Origin of the sequence: Parabacteroides acidifaciens (assembly GCF_003363715.1) — a bacterium.
Taxonomy (GTDB): domain Bacteria; phylum Bacteroidota; class Bacteroidia; order Bacteroidales; family Tannerellaceae; genus Parabacteroides; species Parabacteroides acidifaciens.
Genome location: NZ_QREV01000084.1, coordinates 1 through 15359, shown reverse-complemented (window position 1 = coordinate 15359; position 15359 = coordinate 1). Strand labels below are relative to the sequence as shown.

The 15359-nt window shown below is 41.9% G+C and carries 11 protein-coding genes and 1 tRNA gene; 4 read left to right on the top strand and 8 right to left on the bottom strand.

The genetic code is table 11. The annotated features are described in order from the left end of the window. Nucleotides 1–593 precede the first annotated feature (593 nt). Nucleotides 594–667 (bottom strand) — tRNA-Met (locus tag DWU89_RS19595). 200 nt (nt 668–867) lie between these two features. Between DWU89_RS19595 and DWU89_RS19590 the strand changes: the two genes are divergently transcribed. The 4 genes from DWU89_RS19590 (at nt 868) to DWU89_RS19575 (ending at nt 5741) form a co-directional block, all read left to right on the top strand. After that, on the top strand, nt 868–1251 hold the full coding sequence (locus DWU89_RS19590) for an START-like domain-containing protein (RefSeq protein ID WP_115501319.1): 384 nt from the start codon (nt 868–870) through the stop codon (nt 1249–1251). 71 nt (nt 1252–1322) lie between these two features. Further along, the gene (locus tag DWU89_RS19585; RefSeq protein WP_244205958.1) at nt 1323–3281 is read left to right on the top strand and encodes an LptF/LptG family permease; all 1959 of its coding nucleotides are present in this window, start codon (nt 1323–1325) and stop codon (nt 3279–3281) included. A 23-nt stretch (nt 3282–3304) separates the two neighbouring features. Beyond that, the gene (locus DWU89_RS19580) at nt 3305–4522 is read left to right on the top strand and encodes a bifunctional 3,4-dihydroxy-2-butanone-4-phosphate synthase/GTP cyclohydrolase II (protein ID WP_115501317.1); all 1218 of its coding nucleotides are present in this window, start codon (nt 3305–3307) and stop codon (nt 4520–4522) included. Nucleotides 4523–4547: 25 nt separating this feature from the next. Then, nucleotides 4548–5741, top strand: coding sequence for a pyridoxal phosphate-dependent aminotransferase (locus DWU89_RS19575; protein ID WP_115501316.1), 1194 nt, complete (start codon nt 4548–4550; stop codon nt 5739–5741). Nucleotides 5742–5922: 181 nt separating this feature from the next. On the opposite strand, the gene tsf is transcribed toward DWU89_RS19575, so the two are convergent. The 7 genes from tsf to DWU89_RS19540 form a co-directional block, all read right to left on the bottom strand. Next, complete coding sequence (tsf, locus tag DWU89_RS19570) at nt 5923–6912, bottom strand: translation elongation factor Ts (RefSeq protein WP_115501315.1); 990 nt, start codon at nt 6910–6912, stop codon at nt 5923–5925. Nucleotides 6913–7058: 146 nt separating this feature from the next. Continuing rightward, nucleotides 7059–7901 carry a 30S ribosomal protein S2 gene (gene rpsB, locus DWU89_RS19565; RefSeq protein ID WP_115501314.1) on the bottom strand — a complete coding sequence of 281 codons (843 nt, stop codon included), beginning with the start codon at nt 7899–7901 and terminating at the stop codon, nt 7059–7061. Between the two features lie 140 nt (nt 7902–8041). Next, the gene (gene rpsI / locus DWU89_RS19560) at nt 8042–8428 is read right to left on the bottom strand and encodes a 30S ribosomal protein S9 (RefSeq protein WP_115501313.1); all 387 of its coding nucleotides are present in this window, start codon (nt 8426–8428) and stop codon (nt 8042–8044) included. A gap of 5 nt (nt 8429–8433) precedes the next feature. Continuing rightward, complete coding sequence (gene rplM, locus DWU89_RS19555) at nt 8434–8889, bottom strand: 50S ribosomal protein L13 (protein WP_005637644.1); 456 nt, start codon at nt 8887–8889, stop codon at nt 8434–8436. A gap of 1018 nt (nt 8890–9907) precedes the next feature. Then, nucleotides 9908–12520 carry a DUF4906 domain-containing protein gene (locus DWU89_RS19550; protein ID WP_158543411.1) on the bottom strand — a complete coding sequence of 871 codons (2613 nt, stop codon included), beginning with the start codon at nt 12518–12520 and terminating at the stop codon, nt 9908–9910. Between the two features lie 22 nt (nt 12521–12542). Then, a complete protein-coding gene (locus tag DWU89_RS19545) occupies nt 12543–14141 on the bottom strand; it encodes a hypothetical protein (protein WP_147292157.1) in 1599 nt (532 codons plus the stop codon). A gap of 23 nt (nt 14142–14164) precedes the next feature. Continuing rightward, nucleotides 14165–15292: a fimbrial protein gene (locus DWU89_RS19540; RefSeq protein ID WP_115501310.1), complete on the bottom strand. Its 1128-nt coding sequence runs from the start codon at nt 15290–15292 to the stop codon at nt 14165–14167. Nucleotides 15293–15359 lie beyond the last annotated feature (67 nt).

Here is a 15359-nt window from a genome sequence, read left to right as displayed (position 1 = left end):
GACTGGGGTACTGTTATTCAGTATGTTACAGTCGGATAATTTGCCCTCAATTTTTTTATATGCAATAGGCGCACATTTGGATTGTTCCGAGTGTGCGCCACTTTTTTGAAAATATGCGATTCTCCGTGATAGGAATACACACACCTATGACACTTTTACCTTCGTTAAATTTTGTACACCTTGATAATGAACACCTTGACATATTACGAATAATAGAAACACCCATCACAGATGACATATTTACCATTACAACATAAACAACAAATGATGTACTTTTGTAGGTAAGAAATAACACAATACAATTTGTGAAATTTTACCCTATACTCTGTTTGCACGAATCCCTTAATTCTGCAAGCAAACCTAATTAACATAACCGTGAGGTTACATAATTATCGTAAAGTTCAGAATATCTGCTTCTATTCAATAGAAAATCAGATAGTCTGAACTTTCCTTTTATATATACAGCAAAAAAAACGGCAACTACAAACAGACGCACTTTCTATCACGCGTGTACATTAATAATATATATAACAAACAAAACGCAACAATAGACAACAAAAAAAGCGTTTAAGAAATTTCCTAAACGCTTTCCGTAGCGAGACCCGGGATTGAACCGGGGACCTCATGATTATGAATCATGCGCTCTAACCAGCTGAGCTATCTCGCCATCATGTTGTCATCATTTCCTTGATTGACGCTGCAAAAGTAGAGTTTATTTTCATATCATGCAACTCTTTCGCGAAAAAAAATTCAATTATTTTCAAAGCCTCGTGTTAAGATATTAATTCAGAGTCGCTTTTTTTATATGCAGATTTGGCGAATAGCGATTCTTTTACTACCTTGCTGCGCAATAAACACAATGAAAAAATGAAAAAAGAGAAATTTCATATCGAATACATCTTCGATAAAGTTTCGCGAAGAAGCTTATGGAATCACCTCACTACACCTCCAGGGCTATCTGCTTGGTTCGCTGACGATGTTATTATTAATGGTAACATGTATGTTTTTAAATGGAACAAAGCCGAACAGGACGCAGAAGTACTATCCATCAAACCGGAAATGAGTGTCCGCTACCGCTGGACTGATGAAGAGGATGATACTGCCTATTTTGAATTTCAGATTCACACGCACGAACTAACAGGCTCCACTTCTTTGCAAATAACAGATTTTGCCGAACCGGATGAAAAACGGGATTCTATCGATTTGTGGGATACCCAAGTAGAAGAACTGAAGCGTACGCTCGGCATTTAGGTAGTTTTAGTGATTTCTGTTAGCTATCATATCGTTTTTTCACTACTTTTGCGCCGTCAACCGGATAAGCAATGTTGAAAATAAAACGATTATATACATTTATGTTGCAGACTTTCCTGCCGTTGTTTCTAATGACCTTCGGCATTTGTCTGTTCATTGTGCTCATGCAGTTCTTGTGGAGATACATTGACGACATGGTTGGGAAAGGCCTGGGAATCCCCGTCTTGGGAGAAATGTTCATGTATGCAGCCCTTTTTCTTGTGCCAATGGCTCTCCCCTTAGCGATACTGTTGGCTTCCCTGATGACTTTCGGGAATTTGGGCGAACGATTGGAATTACTGGCTATGAAATCGGCGGGTGTCTCGCTTGTCAAGATTATGCGCCCGCTGATCATTACAATCAGCATTATCAGTATCGGGGCTTTCTTTTTCCAGAACTACGCCATGCCTGTCGTCCAAGTCAAGCTCTACACATTGCTTTGGTCCATGCGCCAGAAATCTCCGGAGTTGGATATTCCGGAAGGGGTTTTCTACAGTGACATCACCGGTTATAATGTATATGTAAAGCATAAGGACAATAAAACGGGACTGCTCCGCGACATGATGATCTATGATCATACCAAGGGTTTCAATAATGTGAGCGTGATGGTTGCCGATTCGGGACGGTTAAAAACTTCGGCTGATAAACTGTTCCTGGTCCTTTCCCTGTTTAACGGCGAATCTTTTCAAAACATAGGGGATCAATCCAAGAATGCCGACGGGAAGCAAAACGCCGTTCCTTATCAGAGGGAGACATTCACAAGCCGCGATATCCTGATCGAGTTCGACGCTAACTTCTCACGCACGGACGAATCATTCATGCAAAACCAGTATCTGGGGAAAAATATGCATGACCTGCAGACCTCCATCGACTCCATGAGCGTGCGCCTGGATAGTATTCAGGACGTCAATTCGAAGAATGTTTACGAAACATCCTACAAAAGGACGTTGAGCAAACCTAAAGATACAAAAAATCCAGAATCGAAAGATACAGGAAAAGAACCGGAAAACATAAACACGGATCAGAAAAAAGACGAGCCGGTCATTGTCATGAATTTCGACAGCCTTTACCAGGCTGAAGATCCCGGAAAGAAAGCGACGATCCTGACACGCGCAAAGTCGAGCATCGAGAATATGAAAGCCGATTATTTCTTCAGGGCGGCTACCGTCGGAGACGAAGCCTACAAGGTGCGCCGGCATTTAACGGAATGGCACAAGAAATTCACCCTTTCATTCGCCTGTATGGTTTTCTTCTTTATCGGAGCTCCGCTCGGCGCCATCATCCGCAAAGGAGGATTGGGAATGCCGGTCGTTATATCAGTAGTCCTGTTTATTTTCTACTACATTATCGACAACATCGGTTTCAAGATGGCCCGCGACGGAATCTGGCAAGCTTGGGAAGGGATGTGGTTGAGTTCGGCGGTATTGGCTCCGTTAGGTATTTTCCTGACATACAAGGCGGTTAACGACTCTGTCATCCTGAATGCAGATACTTATCTGAATGCGTTGAAAAACCTGTTCGGCAAACGTTCGGGAAGAAAAGTGGAGCTGAAAGAGGTTATCATGTTCAATCCGGATTACAAAAATATCATTCCACGCCTGGAACAGTTGGCTGAAAACTGCAAAACATACCTGGCCGGGCATAAGCGGTGGACAAACTATATCCGCTTCTGGAAACAGGGAGGCCGTGACCACACAGCCGACAGTTTGGCTGCCGAAATGGACGGTATCATCGAAGAGTTGGAAAATTCAGACCAGAACCTGGTGCTGAACAAACTGATGGACTATCCGGTTATCAGCGGATACAACCAGATGAACGCAAAAATAAACGGAAACATCGGCTTGGCTTTCGGAATATTTTTCCCGATAGGATTGCCGGTCTATCTGCTCGCCACTTACCAGCGTAAGCTTTTGCGCCACGACATACAGATGGTGCAAAAGACAAGTAATGAACTGATTGAGATAATTGAAAAATTACCCGTATCTTTGTAAAATAAGAAATAGAAGAAAAATATATGAGCGAAATTAAATTAAACACCATTGAAGAAGCGATTGAAGACTTCCGCGAAGGGAAGTTCTTAATCGTTGTGGATGACGAAGACCGCGAAAATGAAGGTGATTTTATTATTGCTGCAGAAAAGATAACTCCTGAGAAAGTAAACTTCATGTTGAAAAACGGTCGCGGCGTATTATGCGCCCCGATTACGGAAGAACGTTGCCAGGAGCTGGAACTGGATATGCAGGTAGCCAATAATACCTCTTTATTGGGAACACCTTTCACGATAACAGTAGATAAATTGGGAGGCGGTTGTACGACAGGCGTTTCCATGTTCGACCGTGCGGAGACAATCCTCGCATTGGCCGATCCGAAAACAAAACCGTCCGATTTGGGACGTCCGGGACATATCAACCCGCTCCGTGCACGTTCGCGTGGCGTACTTCGCCGTGCCGGGCATACGGAAGCTGCGGTAGACCTGGCACGCCTGGCCGGGCTGTATCCCGCCGGTGCATTGATCGAAATCATCAATGAAGACGGGACGATGGCACGCCTGCCGGAACTGATAGAGGTAGCCAAGAAATTCGACATCAAGATCATCTGCATCAAAGACCTGATCGCCTATCGCCTGAAAACGGAATCGATCGTAGAAAACGGTGTAGAAGTGGATATGCCGACACAATACGGGCACTTCCGCCTGATCCCTTTCCGCCAGAAAAGTAACGGTTTGGAGCATATCGCCCTGATAAAGGGTAAATTCGAACCGGACGAACCGATCTTAGTGCGTGTACACTCCTCTTGTGCAACCGGAGATATCTTCGGTTCCATGCGCTGCGAATGCGGGGAACAGTTGCACAAAGCAATGGAACGCATCGAGAAAGAAGGCAAAGGCGTCATCGTTTACTTGAGCCAGGAAGGCCGGGGTATCGGATTGATGGAAAAGATGAAAGCGTATAAGCTTCAGGAAGACGGCTTGGACACTGTCGACGCCAACCTGCACCTGGGACACCAGGCAGATGAACGCGATTATGGCGTAGGCGCCCAGATCCTGCGCCACTTAGGGGTGACGCAAATGCGCCTGATGACCAACAATCCCGTGAAGCGTGTCGGGTTGGAAGCATACGGACTGACTGTCGTAGAAAACGTGCCTATCGAGGTGGCTCCGAATCCTTATAACGAATTCTATATGAAGACGAAGAAGGAACGGATGGGGCATGTCTTACATAATATCAAATAATTTATAATTACATAAAAACACTATCATGACACAAGTATCAGCACGTTTAGCAAGTTTGTCGCCATCCGCAACATTGGCGATGTCTCAGAAGAGCGGTGAATTAAAAGCTCAGGGAGTGGATGTTATCAACTTAAGTGTCGGAGAACCCGACTTCAACACCCCTGATTACATTAAGGAAGCGGCTAAAAAAGCTATTGACGAAAACTTTTCTCGTTATTCTCCCGTTGCTGGTTATCCGGCATTGCGCAATGCGATCGTTGCCAAGCTGAAAAACGAAAACGGATTGGAATATACAGCCAACCAGATTTCCTGCGCAAATGGTGCAAAACAATCCGTTTGTAATACAATCATGGTATTGGTAAATCCGGGTGACGAAGTAATTATCCCGGCTCCGTTCTGGGTTAGCTACCCGGAAATGGTGAAATTGGCTGAAGGTAAACCCGTTATCGTACCGGCTGGTATCGAACAGGATTTCAAGATCACACCGGCACAGCTGGAAGCAGCCATCACACCGAAGACAAAAGCAATTATCCTCTGCTCCCCTTCCAACCCGACGGGTTCCGTTTACAGCGCGGAAGAATTGGCAGGCTTAGCCGATGTTTTGAAAAAACATCCGGAAATCATCGTTATCGCAGATGAAATTTACGAACATATCAACTATATCGGCAAGCATAACAGCATTGCACAGGTAGACGGCATGAAAGACCGCACTGTCATTGTAAACGGCGTATCCAAAGCCTATGCAATGACCGGCTGGCGTATCGGTTTCATCGCCGGACCGGAATGGATCGTAAAGGCTGTCAACAAATTACAGGGACAATATACATCCGGACCATGCTCCGTATCCCAAAAGGCTGCAGAAGCCGCTTACACGGGTTCACAGGCACCGGTTGAAGAAATGCGCCAGGCATTCGAACGTCGCCGCAATCTGATCGTCAAGTTGGCAAAAGACGTTCCGGGATTCGAAGTAAACCAGCCGGAAGGCGCTTTCTACCTGTTCCCGAAATGTAGCTATTATTATGGCAAGACAGACGGCACACGGACAATCAACGATGCAGACGATCTGGCCATGTACCTGTTGGAAGTTGCACACGTGGCTTGCGTAGGCGGTACATCATTCGGCGCACCCGAATGTATCCGCATGAGTTATGCTACGAGCGATGAAAACATTGTGGAAGCTATCAAACGCATCAAAAACGCATTAGCTGCATTGAAGTAAAATTGCATTATAACCACTTCATAAAGAGGATATTCTAATAGATATCCTCTTTTTTTAACCCCTGGAGAATCGATTATTTAAAAACGCATAGAAGATTGTACGGAAATATCGCACTCAGGAGAAGTAAAAAAGGCTGCCGGAAAAATCCGGCAGCCTTTTTTATATATAACGGTAACGTTAATTATTCAGCACGCAAAGTGAAGCGTTTGAATGCAAGGATCTGCAATTCGGGATCTGCTTCCTTCATTGTTTCTCTTACAGTCTTCTTGCTGTCCATGATATCTTCCTGGTTCAACAAGCAAACTTCCTTCAAGAACTTGGCAAGACGACCCTTGGCAATGTTCTCGATCATCTGCTGAGGCAAGTTGGCTGCTTTTTCAGCAGAAACAGTAGCGATGATTTCTTTTGCTTTGGCAACATCTTCAGCTGTGATCCAGCCTTTAGCCATGTTGCTTTCCATATGCTCTTCGCTGTCAACGTGTGTCGGGTTGATTCCGGCTTTCTTCAGGGCAGCTTCAACAGCTTTCTGAACTTGTTCAGCCTTTGTCTTTTCGATAGCCACCTGGATTTCCTGTTCTTTTACAGATTCAGAAACGCCAGCTTCATCAATAGCGATCGGGTTCATAGCAGCGATCTGCATTACGATGTTATGAGCAGCCTCTTCTGATTCCTTGTTGAAAGCAGCGATCGTACAAAGTTGGTTCTTACCCATGTGGTTGTAAACAGTCGTGTAAGCACCTTCTACCACGTTATAGCCGTCCAATTCCATCTTTTCGCCAGTGATACCGCTACGATCGGTAACAGCATCCTGTACGGTACCCTTACCCATCGGAAGCGCTTTTACTTCGTCCAGCGTCTTGCACTTGTTAGCCACAGCAGCGTCAAGGATAGCCTGAGCCAGCGCGATGAAATCTTCATTCTTGGCAACGAAGTCAGTTTCGCACTTCAAAGCGATGATAGCAGCAAATTCGCCATCTTTCTTTGCCAACACGCAACCTTCGGCAGCATCACGGTCAGAACGCTTAGCGGCGATAGCCTGTCCTTTTTTACGGATAATTTCCATTGCTTTTTCGATATCACCGTCAGATTCGGTCAAAGCCTTCTTGCAGTCCATCATACCAGCTCCGCTCATTTTGCGCAGCTTGGTTATATCAGCCATAGTTACAGCCATAATCTTATTTCCTTATATTTAAATGTTTATACTCTTTATAAATTGACAATGGACAGTTGCCGATTGACAATTACTGTCAAAAGCCAATTGCCCATTGTTATTTGTTTTCCTCATTGTCAATTGGCAAACGTCAATTGGCAATTGAATTACTCTTCGTCTTTCGCGAACTTGTCAGCAACGTTAGCGTTCAACGCTTCTTCGTCTTCTTTCTTCGTACGTTCTTTCTTTACTGCAGCTTTAGCTTTGCGTTCTCTTTTCGGAGCTTCGCCTTCACCGGCAGCTTCAGTATCGATCTTTTCAGCTTTACGTTCCTGCAGACCTTCGTTCATTGCTTCGCAGATAGCGCCCAAGATAACTTCTACAGACTTAGTAGCGTCATCGTTAGCCGGAATCACGTAGTCGATGTTGTTCGGATCCGAGTTAGTATCTACCATACCAAATACGGGGATACCCAGACGGTTAGCTTCACGAACTGCGATATGTTCTTTCATTACGTCAACAACGAACAAAGCAGACGGGAGACGAGTCAGGTCTACGATAGAACCCAAAGTCTTTTCCAACTTGGCACGCTGGCGAGTAATCTGAAGTTTTTCTCTCTTGGAAAGATTATCAAATGTACCATCTTTAGTCATCTTATCGATAGTAGCCATCTTCTTGATAGCTTTACGGATAGTCGGGAAGTTGGTCAACATACCACCCGGCCAACGTTCGATAACGTAAGGCATACCTACAGAAGCAGCCTTGTCAGCGACAACTTGTTTAGCTTGTTTTTTAGTAGCAACGAAAAGTACTTTCTTTCCCTGTTTAGCCAGGTTCTTCATTACTTCTGCTGCTTCATCTACTTTAGCAACTGTTTTATACAAATCAATGATATGAATACCATTGCGCTCCATGAAAATATAAGGAGCCATTGCGGGGTTCCACTTTCTTTTTAAGTGTCCGAAGTGTACGCCAGCTTCTAATAACTGATCAAAATTAACTCTTGACATTGTTTTTTTCTTAAATCGTTTACTTTCTTTTGTTTAACTCAATCACCAGGTAGTCTTTCCGTATGTCAGCATATAAAAAGAATCCTGATAATTTAGATACTAAACGCTTTGCTCTACTTGTAAGGGACTCACAAATAAGATTAACGTTTACTGAACTGGAATCTCTTACGAGCCTTAGGACGTCCCGGTTTCTTACGTTCAACGGCACGCGGGTCACGAGTAACAAAACCTTCCGAACGAAGAGCAGATTTGTCTTCCGGATTGATCTTCACCAGTGCGCGGGCGATAGCCAGGCGAGCAGCTTCGGACTGTCCTTTGAAACCTCCACCATCAAGGTTGATTTTGATATCATATTGTTCTGCAACGTTCAGCTTTGCGAGCGGCTGCTTAACAATGAACTGAAGGATTGTAGAAGGAAAGTAATTAGCCAGATCACGTTTGTTGATAGTAATCTTTCCTGTACCTTCGCTTACGAATACGCGAGCAACTGCAGCTTTACGTCTTCCTATTGCATTTACTACTTCCATTGTGATTATTTATATGAGTTTATATCGATTAATTTAGGCTGCTGAGCTTCGTGTTTGTGCTCTGTTCCTGCATATACATACAGATTATTCAACAGTTTGGCACCCAGACGATTCTTGGGAAGCATACCTTTCACTACTTTACGGAACAGACGGTCGTCACCCTTAGCCTGTAAGTCGGCCGGAGTATAAGCGATCTGTCCACCGGGATATCCGGTATATCTCAAATAAATACGATCGTTCCACTTATTACCTGTCAGAACGATTTTGTCTGCATTGATGATAATTACGTTATCACCACAATCAACGTGCGGAGTAAAATTGGGTTTATACTTACCGCGCAAAAGCTTAGCCACCTTTGCGCAAAGGCGTCCCAAAGTCTGTCCTTCGGCGTCAACAATGACCCACTCTTTGTTTACAGTTGCTTTGTTTGCAGAAATGGTCTTAAAACTTAAAGTATCCACTTGCTTTAAAAATTAATAAATTAATAACTCTAAAAAACAAGAATCCAATTCCCGCGTGCGCTGTCACTACGGACACTTGACGCAACAACGTGCTAAGAATTAAACTCTTAGTACAATTTTGATAATATTCGGCTTGCAAAGGTACGGCTTTTCTGCAAAATACAAAACTTTTCAGGGAAAGAATTTATTCAAGTGGGTCTATTCCAGCAAAAAAGAAATAAGTTTAAAGTAAAAAGCGGGAGATAGATAAGTTATCTATACTCCCGCTCACACATAGTTATCGTTTTAGTTAATTATTTACTGAAAAAAATGAGTAAACTCATTCTGGCATCCTCCCTAAACCCACCACTACCATATTCAGTACACCTTTTTCATAGGGTTTTGCTTACTATTGAGTAAGCAATTCTCAACTGTAAACAGTTCTTTTGCTTACATGACAAAGGACGGCCTTATATTTGATATAAACAAATAAAAAACGATTTATTTTTGTAAATATTGAATTTTCGTAGTTTTTAGCTCGTAAATGCGGGGATATTGCCGACATTTACCGAAGTTCAGGCGTTATAGCCCCGCGATTGCATCAGTATTCAGACCGGTGCAATCCATTATAATAGTGGGGGCCGCTCTTTTTTGCTTTATCTTAAGGGGCATCTTACACATTAATCCTTTTTGCAATCCTTCTTTATATCATACAGAAAAGCCTGTTGATAAGCATAATCTCATATATTTTGATTGTCGCGATAGGCTTTCAGGCACTCCCCATACACTATACGTTCTTTTTCCATTGGATTGACAATCTTTACCAGCTTTTCCTACCGCTCGAAAACTTTTGTTGAAAAAGATTTCTGTTCTATCTTTCATACACGGATTTCACGGGTATCCCCTTTAACCTCACAAAGGGCGCGAAGAAATTCTTCGTGCCCTAAGCTACCTATATCCCGTTAAGGATTGGTGTATGTAAGTTAAATGAAAAAATATAGGCTATTCATTACTTTTCTGACATTCCTAAAGTTCCAGATTAAAAATTATTATTATAATAATTACGATCCGCAGGCTTACTGTTTTTCACACACCGGACAAACATTCCGTTTTTACGATCCAAACCACCAGCTCCATTCCAGGAAACCTCCCAACTTTCTCCCCATCTATTACTTCCATCACTAAGGTAGATAGGTACATTTCTCTTCAAGAAATACCAGAATTTCATATAAGATAAATGCTGATTACCACCGCTACCAGGAGACCCACTCCAATAATTAGCATTATATGAAACATAGACATTTATAGATCCATTCTCCATAACATCCTCCTCTGTATACAGTTTACCGGAAGTACGGAATCCAACACCGATTTCATCCAAGCCTGTATCCATTCCATTGTCAGGGACACCAGCATGTTTAAGGACACCATTACCAAATGGGAATACCAAGTTTACATAATTATTAGTATTAACTAAAACAATTCCTTTTGCAGGATTACTATGATCCATATTATTCGGATTCGCATAATATACACCATTCCTCTGACTCCATTCCCATCCTGGCGTAGGATCGTCATCATAGATATAGCCAACTGCCGCAGTTAAATTATCCATATGGCATGCTTTCTTCAAAACAGACATATCACGAATGGAAGGCAAAGTATATCCCTTAGGACACGGTCCTTGCAATGGCTCTGAATAGTGATCCCCTGATATTGTCATCCAATTACTACGATCCTGACCACTAATATCATAGGATATATTATAACCTGGAGTATAAGAATTATATAAAGTACTACTATTTCCCCCCGCAAACATAGGCCCAGGTTGCGTAGCATAAGTTCCATTCGTACCCCTCTTAATAACATTACTATAGGCCCATTGAGCCTGTCCGCTTATAAGTTCCGTATCGCCACCACCTTGGCGCAAATAGATCTTATGCTCACACATGTTATTATGATATTTCACGGAGATACATCCATAGCGTGCAGAATTATTTCCTAAAGCGCTCGCTTTAAAATGAAATTTAACAGCGCCACCTTCACCTGTTATTACATTATTACCAGCAGAGACTGTATTATCCCCAGTATAATCCTGATGTTTACTCAATGTGAACCAATTACCAGACTCAACTGAAACCGTCCAAGCACCAACCGATGATAAAGGAATATAAAAGTTATCCGGATTACGATTAAAGACTTTGACCACCACATCTTTTTCAAATACTGTTTGCGGATTCTGATGATAATAAGCGATCGGATCCAATATACGAATCACCTGAGTGACCGTAACATCTTTTGATTCTGATGCCTTATTTGAACTGATCGTATAAACGCCGGATTGAGTACTACGGTCACTCACATTCGTCTCTTTTGCTACAACTTCAAAATAATAGCGATCTCCATCTCGCTGCAAATTTGAACTTGTAGTAACAACATCGGTTCCACTCTTTTTACGAATTGTCCAATTAGAATTTGGCAAATTCGTATCATTGCCCAAATCCACATATACCCTGCTCTTCGATCCTACCAAATAGCCGACATAAGCATCATGTGGAGTAAAAGCACCCATAATAGCTGTAGTAACACGCCAGGAAGCTTCATCCACGCCGCCATCTCCGGACAGTGTTAAAGTTACTTGATAATGCGTATTCCGCTCAACTGCGAAAGAAGTATAAGCATCTTTCCCCAAAAAGAAACGATAGTTTACAGTTCCGTTACCTTTGCTCCCAGTATAATCAGCGACAACTTCAATATATGAACAAGTCTTATTTCTGCCAACAACCGCCGGATCTTTTGTAGCCCCGCCCATGCTTGCAGGAGTTTTATAAGCCTGATTCCCATTATATGTGCTTTTCCACTCTCCTGTAAACTCTTTTCCGTCTTTCAAACAATAGCCGAGCGGTTGCATATTTTCATACATATAAAAAGCATCGGCATTATCACCGTGACCACCACTAACCTTATTTATCGGATCGGCAAAAGTAATGGTACCTGCATTGGAAATATAATCTACACTCTCTGTAGTTCCAACTATTTTATTCTCTTGCAATTGGCCTGTGGCCGGCACATTCTTTAAAGTTACGCTTTTCGGTATTATTGTTGCATTACTAACCCCCTTTGTATTTATCTCAACCGTTACTTTTGCATAAATTCGTTCTAATGATGCTGTAACTGACTTATCATCCTTTACATTAAATGATTTCCCTTTTGCAAACAATATACACTTCGGTTTATTATTAGCTAATGAATATTCGGTGTTAAGACCAGATTCATTATTCCACTCATTTTTAATATTACCGGCATTAGCAACGACATATACAGTTCTTTGTTCCAAATCCTCAATATCAATTTGATAAGTATGCCCACTTGCATTATTCTGAATATCAGAAATACCATCAGTCGTATAAACAGACTCATCGGTCAGCAGGCCATTCTTATAGATCAGAATACATATATCATTTATTGTCTCATCAATAGTCATTCCTCCCGATTTTGTAGGAGAAACGACATTGTTTTCTGGTGCAGCAATCGTTAGTTGTATAGTATTACTATTTCCCTCACTTTTTCCTTCTATCTCATCCACACAAGAGGTCATAACACCAAAAGATGAAATGAGCAGTATAGCTATTAAATAATTTATCGTTTTCATATCTGTATACTTTTGCAAAATTTTACTTATACTTATCACTGTCATATCCAACATTGACTTCTTGAATGCTCCAAGGTTCCTTCATCACAATCAGTTTAAAATCGTTCTTATCCACCTTCACAACATCCAGCTTGTAACGATAGCCTCTCTGAAGAGTCACCGGCTCACCATCCTGTTTCAAATCCGACCAATTGAATTTATAGGTATAGATCTTTTCGCCGCTCTTTAAAGAGTTATCGGATGCAGTTGAAACAGATTTCGTTGATGAAATCTCTTGAGTTATCTCCGGGCTACCATCTTTACCGTCGTACCATGTAATTCCAGCAGAATCATCTTCTGGAGTAGTAGAGACATTGTTCCAACCAGCCCCACGGCTCTGTGTCCAGATACCATATACCCATTTCTCAGAAGTCTGTCCTCCTGTACTTCCAGAAGAACCTTCCTGGAAAGTTCCCTTCAATGTTATTTCCAAATCTTTATCCTCCGGCAGTGCATACGTATAGAAAGAGGTATTTGTGCTAAAAGAACCATTAATTGCCCTATATTTAGAGTTACCGGTAACCTTACAATCAGGGATTGTCTGACCATTACCAACGAAGGAGGCCTCTGTAAGATTAAATCCGGAAGAAGTAGAGGGAGGAGCTACCGACGTAGTCGTTACTTTTTTGCGGACAAGGAGGATACGATTGGCATAATAAGCAGAACGATATCTATTCCAATCCCAGTCTTTGGAGTACCAATCACCATACTGTGCAGAATAATAATATCCCCCATACGAATTGCTAATTGCTTCCCAAACATTATAATGATTTCTCCTTTTATAAGAATTATCAGTAAATGAGGACAAAGGCCCTTCCGTTTCATTTGATTTAGGCTCCCATGTACCAGATTTATTATCAGCGGCTTTAGTTTTCAGTGCATTCCAAACTGCTTCATCCAAATCATCCGGCTGACTTGTGACTACACTCCAATCAGAAGTAATCTCATCGCCAGAACCCGCTTTCGTCGCAGCAGTAGCTGTTCCAAAATCGATACGGGCAGAAAGCTGTGTCAGCGGCACAAGTAACTCTATAGTAGTATTACCTGAAATAGTTTTTGACTCTGACATACCTGACTTAGCTAAATTTGAAGCATCAAACGATTCGGTTTTGATAATAACACCTTCATAATCCGAATACTCTTTACAATTATCAAAAACATCATACTCTGTCTTGGAGGCATTCGCTATAACCACTGCATAAACAGATTCATGATCTCTTGTTGAGACATTCTCAAAATTAACTTTATAGCCGGAATATTTTTTCCCATTGTCGGTGATAGTCGCATCTTGAACCCCTGTTTCACCTGGTTTTACAGTCATTGCATCAATCCGCTGATTGCTCGTACCGTCAAAAATAGCAACATGAAAGTCATTGATTGTAATTTCTTTGGTTGTAGCGATGCCGTAACTTCCACCGGCAGGATCATCGATAGTCTTTGTGACTTGATCCCCTACAGACAGTACGACTGACAGTGCGCTTACTCCGTCTTCTCCCTGGTTATCAACAGGCATTTCAGATGTACAGGATGTAACACCTAATGCCACGATAAACATTCCTGATAGTATTTTCTTTAGTTTCATAATTATATAATTTTACCCGTTCATTAATTATTAGAAGGCTTCAATACAATCTCATCCAAAGCACCGCCTTCTTTCCAGTCCTCCGTATAGCAAGACACTACAACATCAGCTTCCCGATCCGCAACTGTCATAATCACATTCAACTGATAGATATTACCGGCCAAAACCTTTGCTTCATAAGCAGTCTTAATAGGATACGTCTTCTCATATACATTCACTCCAATCTGATATTTCAGATTGATGCTTACAGGAGTTTCTGTTTCATTCTGGAATGTTCTATAAGCGGCTAATTCACCGGAAATCAGATTCAAACCTTCATTGTCTGTTATGGAAGCGGTATTGCAAGTATAGGAAGCACCTTGTGCCAAATAAGATGGGGTACTTTTACTAATATTCTGACCTGCTCCACCTACAGACCATGCCATATTCTGATTGCTCAAAGTTGCTTCCAATAAAGTAACGTCTATGTTATCTGTCAACTCGTCACTTTTCTTTACTACGAAGCTCTTCAAACCTACACGAGCATAAGCCTGTTTCAGAGTAACGTCGACCCAGCAAGGCTCTTGCAGCAATGCACCGTCCGCACCGTTTATCTTTTCGTATCCGGGATAATTGCCCCAAACGACATTTGCGACATCCGATACTTTCACGCAAGCGTTCAAATCATCTGCACCCAAAGAAAGAGCTTTAATTCCGCTCAATGTTGTACAAGCGGCGATTGTAGCATTATTTGCAGTGTATGTAGAATTTGCGATTACGAATAGTTTCAAATTATCCTTTTTCTTAGTCAGGAAACCAAAAGGAGTAGTATGCTCAGCATCCTTATACAGATGATGTTCAGCATCAAAGTGGATGTTATCCTTAGCCAAATAAGCTTTATTCAATACGGTTTCACCATCTAACAAGAAAATCCATAAATTATTAATTTCCTGGTCTATCTTATCATCTGTTCCAACCTGGTCATCCTTAACTGTTGATTTGGTGTTCATGACTCCAAGATTCATACCAAAAGCCAAGTAAGCCTCTTTATCTGCATTTACGCTTGCTTCAAATTCTTTCGATGCATCGTTCATCATTGTATCATCTTCCATCGAACAGGATGCCATCGCTGCCAGGAAGCAAAAAACGGATAGTATATTTCTCAGTTTCATATCCTATATTTTTTATTGTTTATATTCCCTATTTTCGTTTTTTGACGTAGTCCCGATAGGACTCTGT

Excerpts from the sequence above, each read along its gene's own strand:
- DWU89_RS19590 (WP_115501319.1), top strand. The coding sequence starts at position 868 with ATGAAAAAAGAGAAATTTCATATCGAATACATCTTCGATAAAGTTTCG.
- DWU89_RS19585 (WP_244205958.1), top strand. The coding sequence starts at position 1,323 with ATGTTGAAAATAAAACGATTATATACATTTATGTTGCAGACTTTCCTG.
- DWU89_RS19580 (WP_115501317.1), top strand. The coding sequence starts at position 3,305 with ATGAGCGAAATTAAATTAAACACCATTGAAGAAGCGATTGAAGACTTC.
- DWU89_RS19575 (WP_115501316.1), top strand. The coding sequence starts at position 4,548 with ATGACACAAGTATCAGCACGTTTAGCAAGTTTGTCGCCATCCGCAACA.
- tsf (WP_115501315.1), bottom strand. The coding sequence starts at position 6,912 with ATGGCTGTAACTATGGCTGATATAACCAAGCTGCGCAAAATGAGCGGA.
- rpsB (WP_115501314.1), bottom strand. The coding sequence starts at position 7,901 with ATGTCAAGAGTTAATTTTGATCAGTTATTAGAAGCTGGCGTACACTTC.
- rpsI (WP_115501313.1), bottom strand. The coding sequence starts at position 8,428 with ATGGAAGTAGTAAATGCAATAGGAAGACGTAAAGCTGCAGTTGCTCGC.
- DWU89_RS19550 (WP_158543411.1), bottom strand. The coding sequence starts at position 12,520 with ATGAAAACGATAAATTATTTAATAGCTATACTGCTCATTTCATCTTTT.
- DWU89_RS19545 (WP_147292157.1), bottom strand. The coding sequence starts at position 14,141 with ATGAAACTAAAGAAAATACTATCAGGAATGTTTATCGTGGCATTAGGT.
- DWU89_RS19540 (WP_115501310.1), bottom strand. The coding sequence starts at position 15,292 with ATGAAACTGAGAAATATACTATCCGTTTTTTGCTTCCTGGCAGCGATG.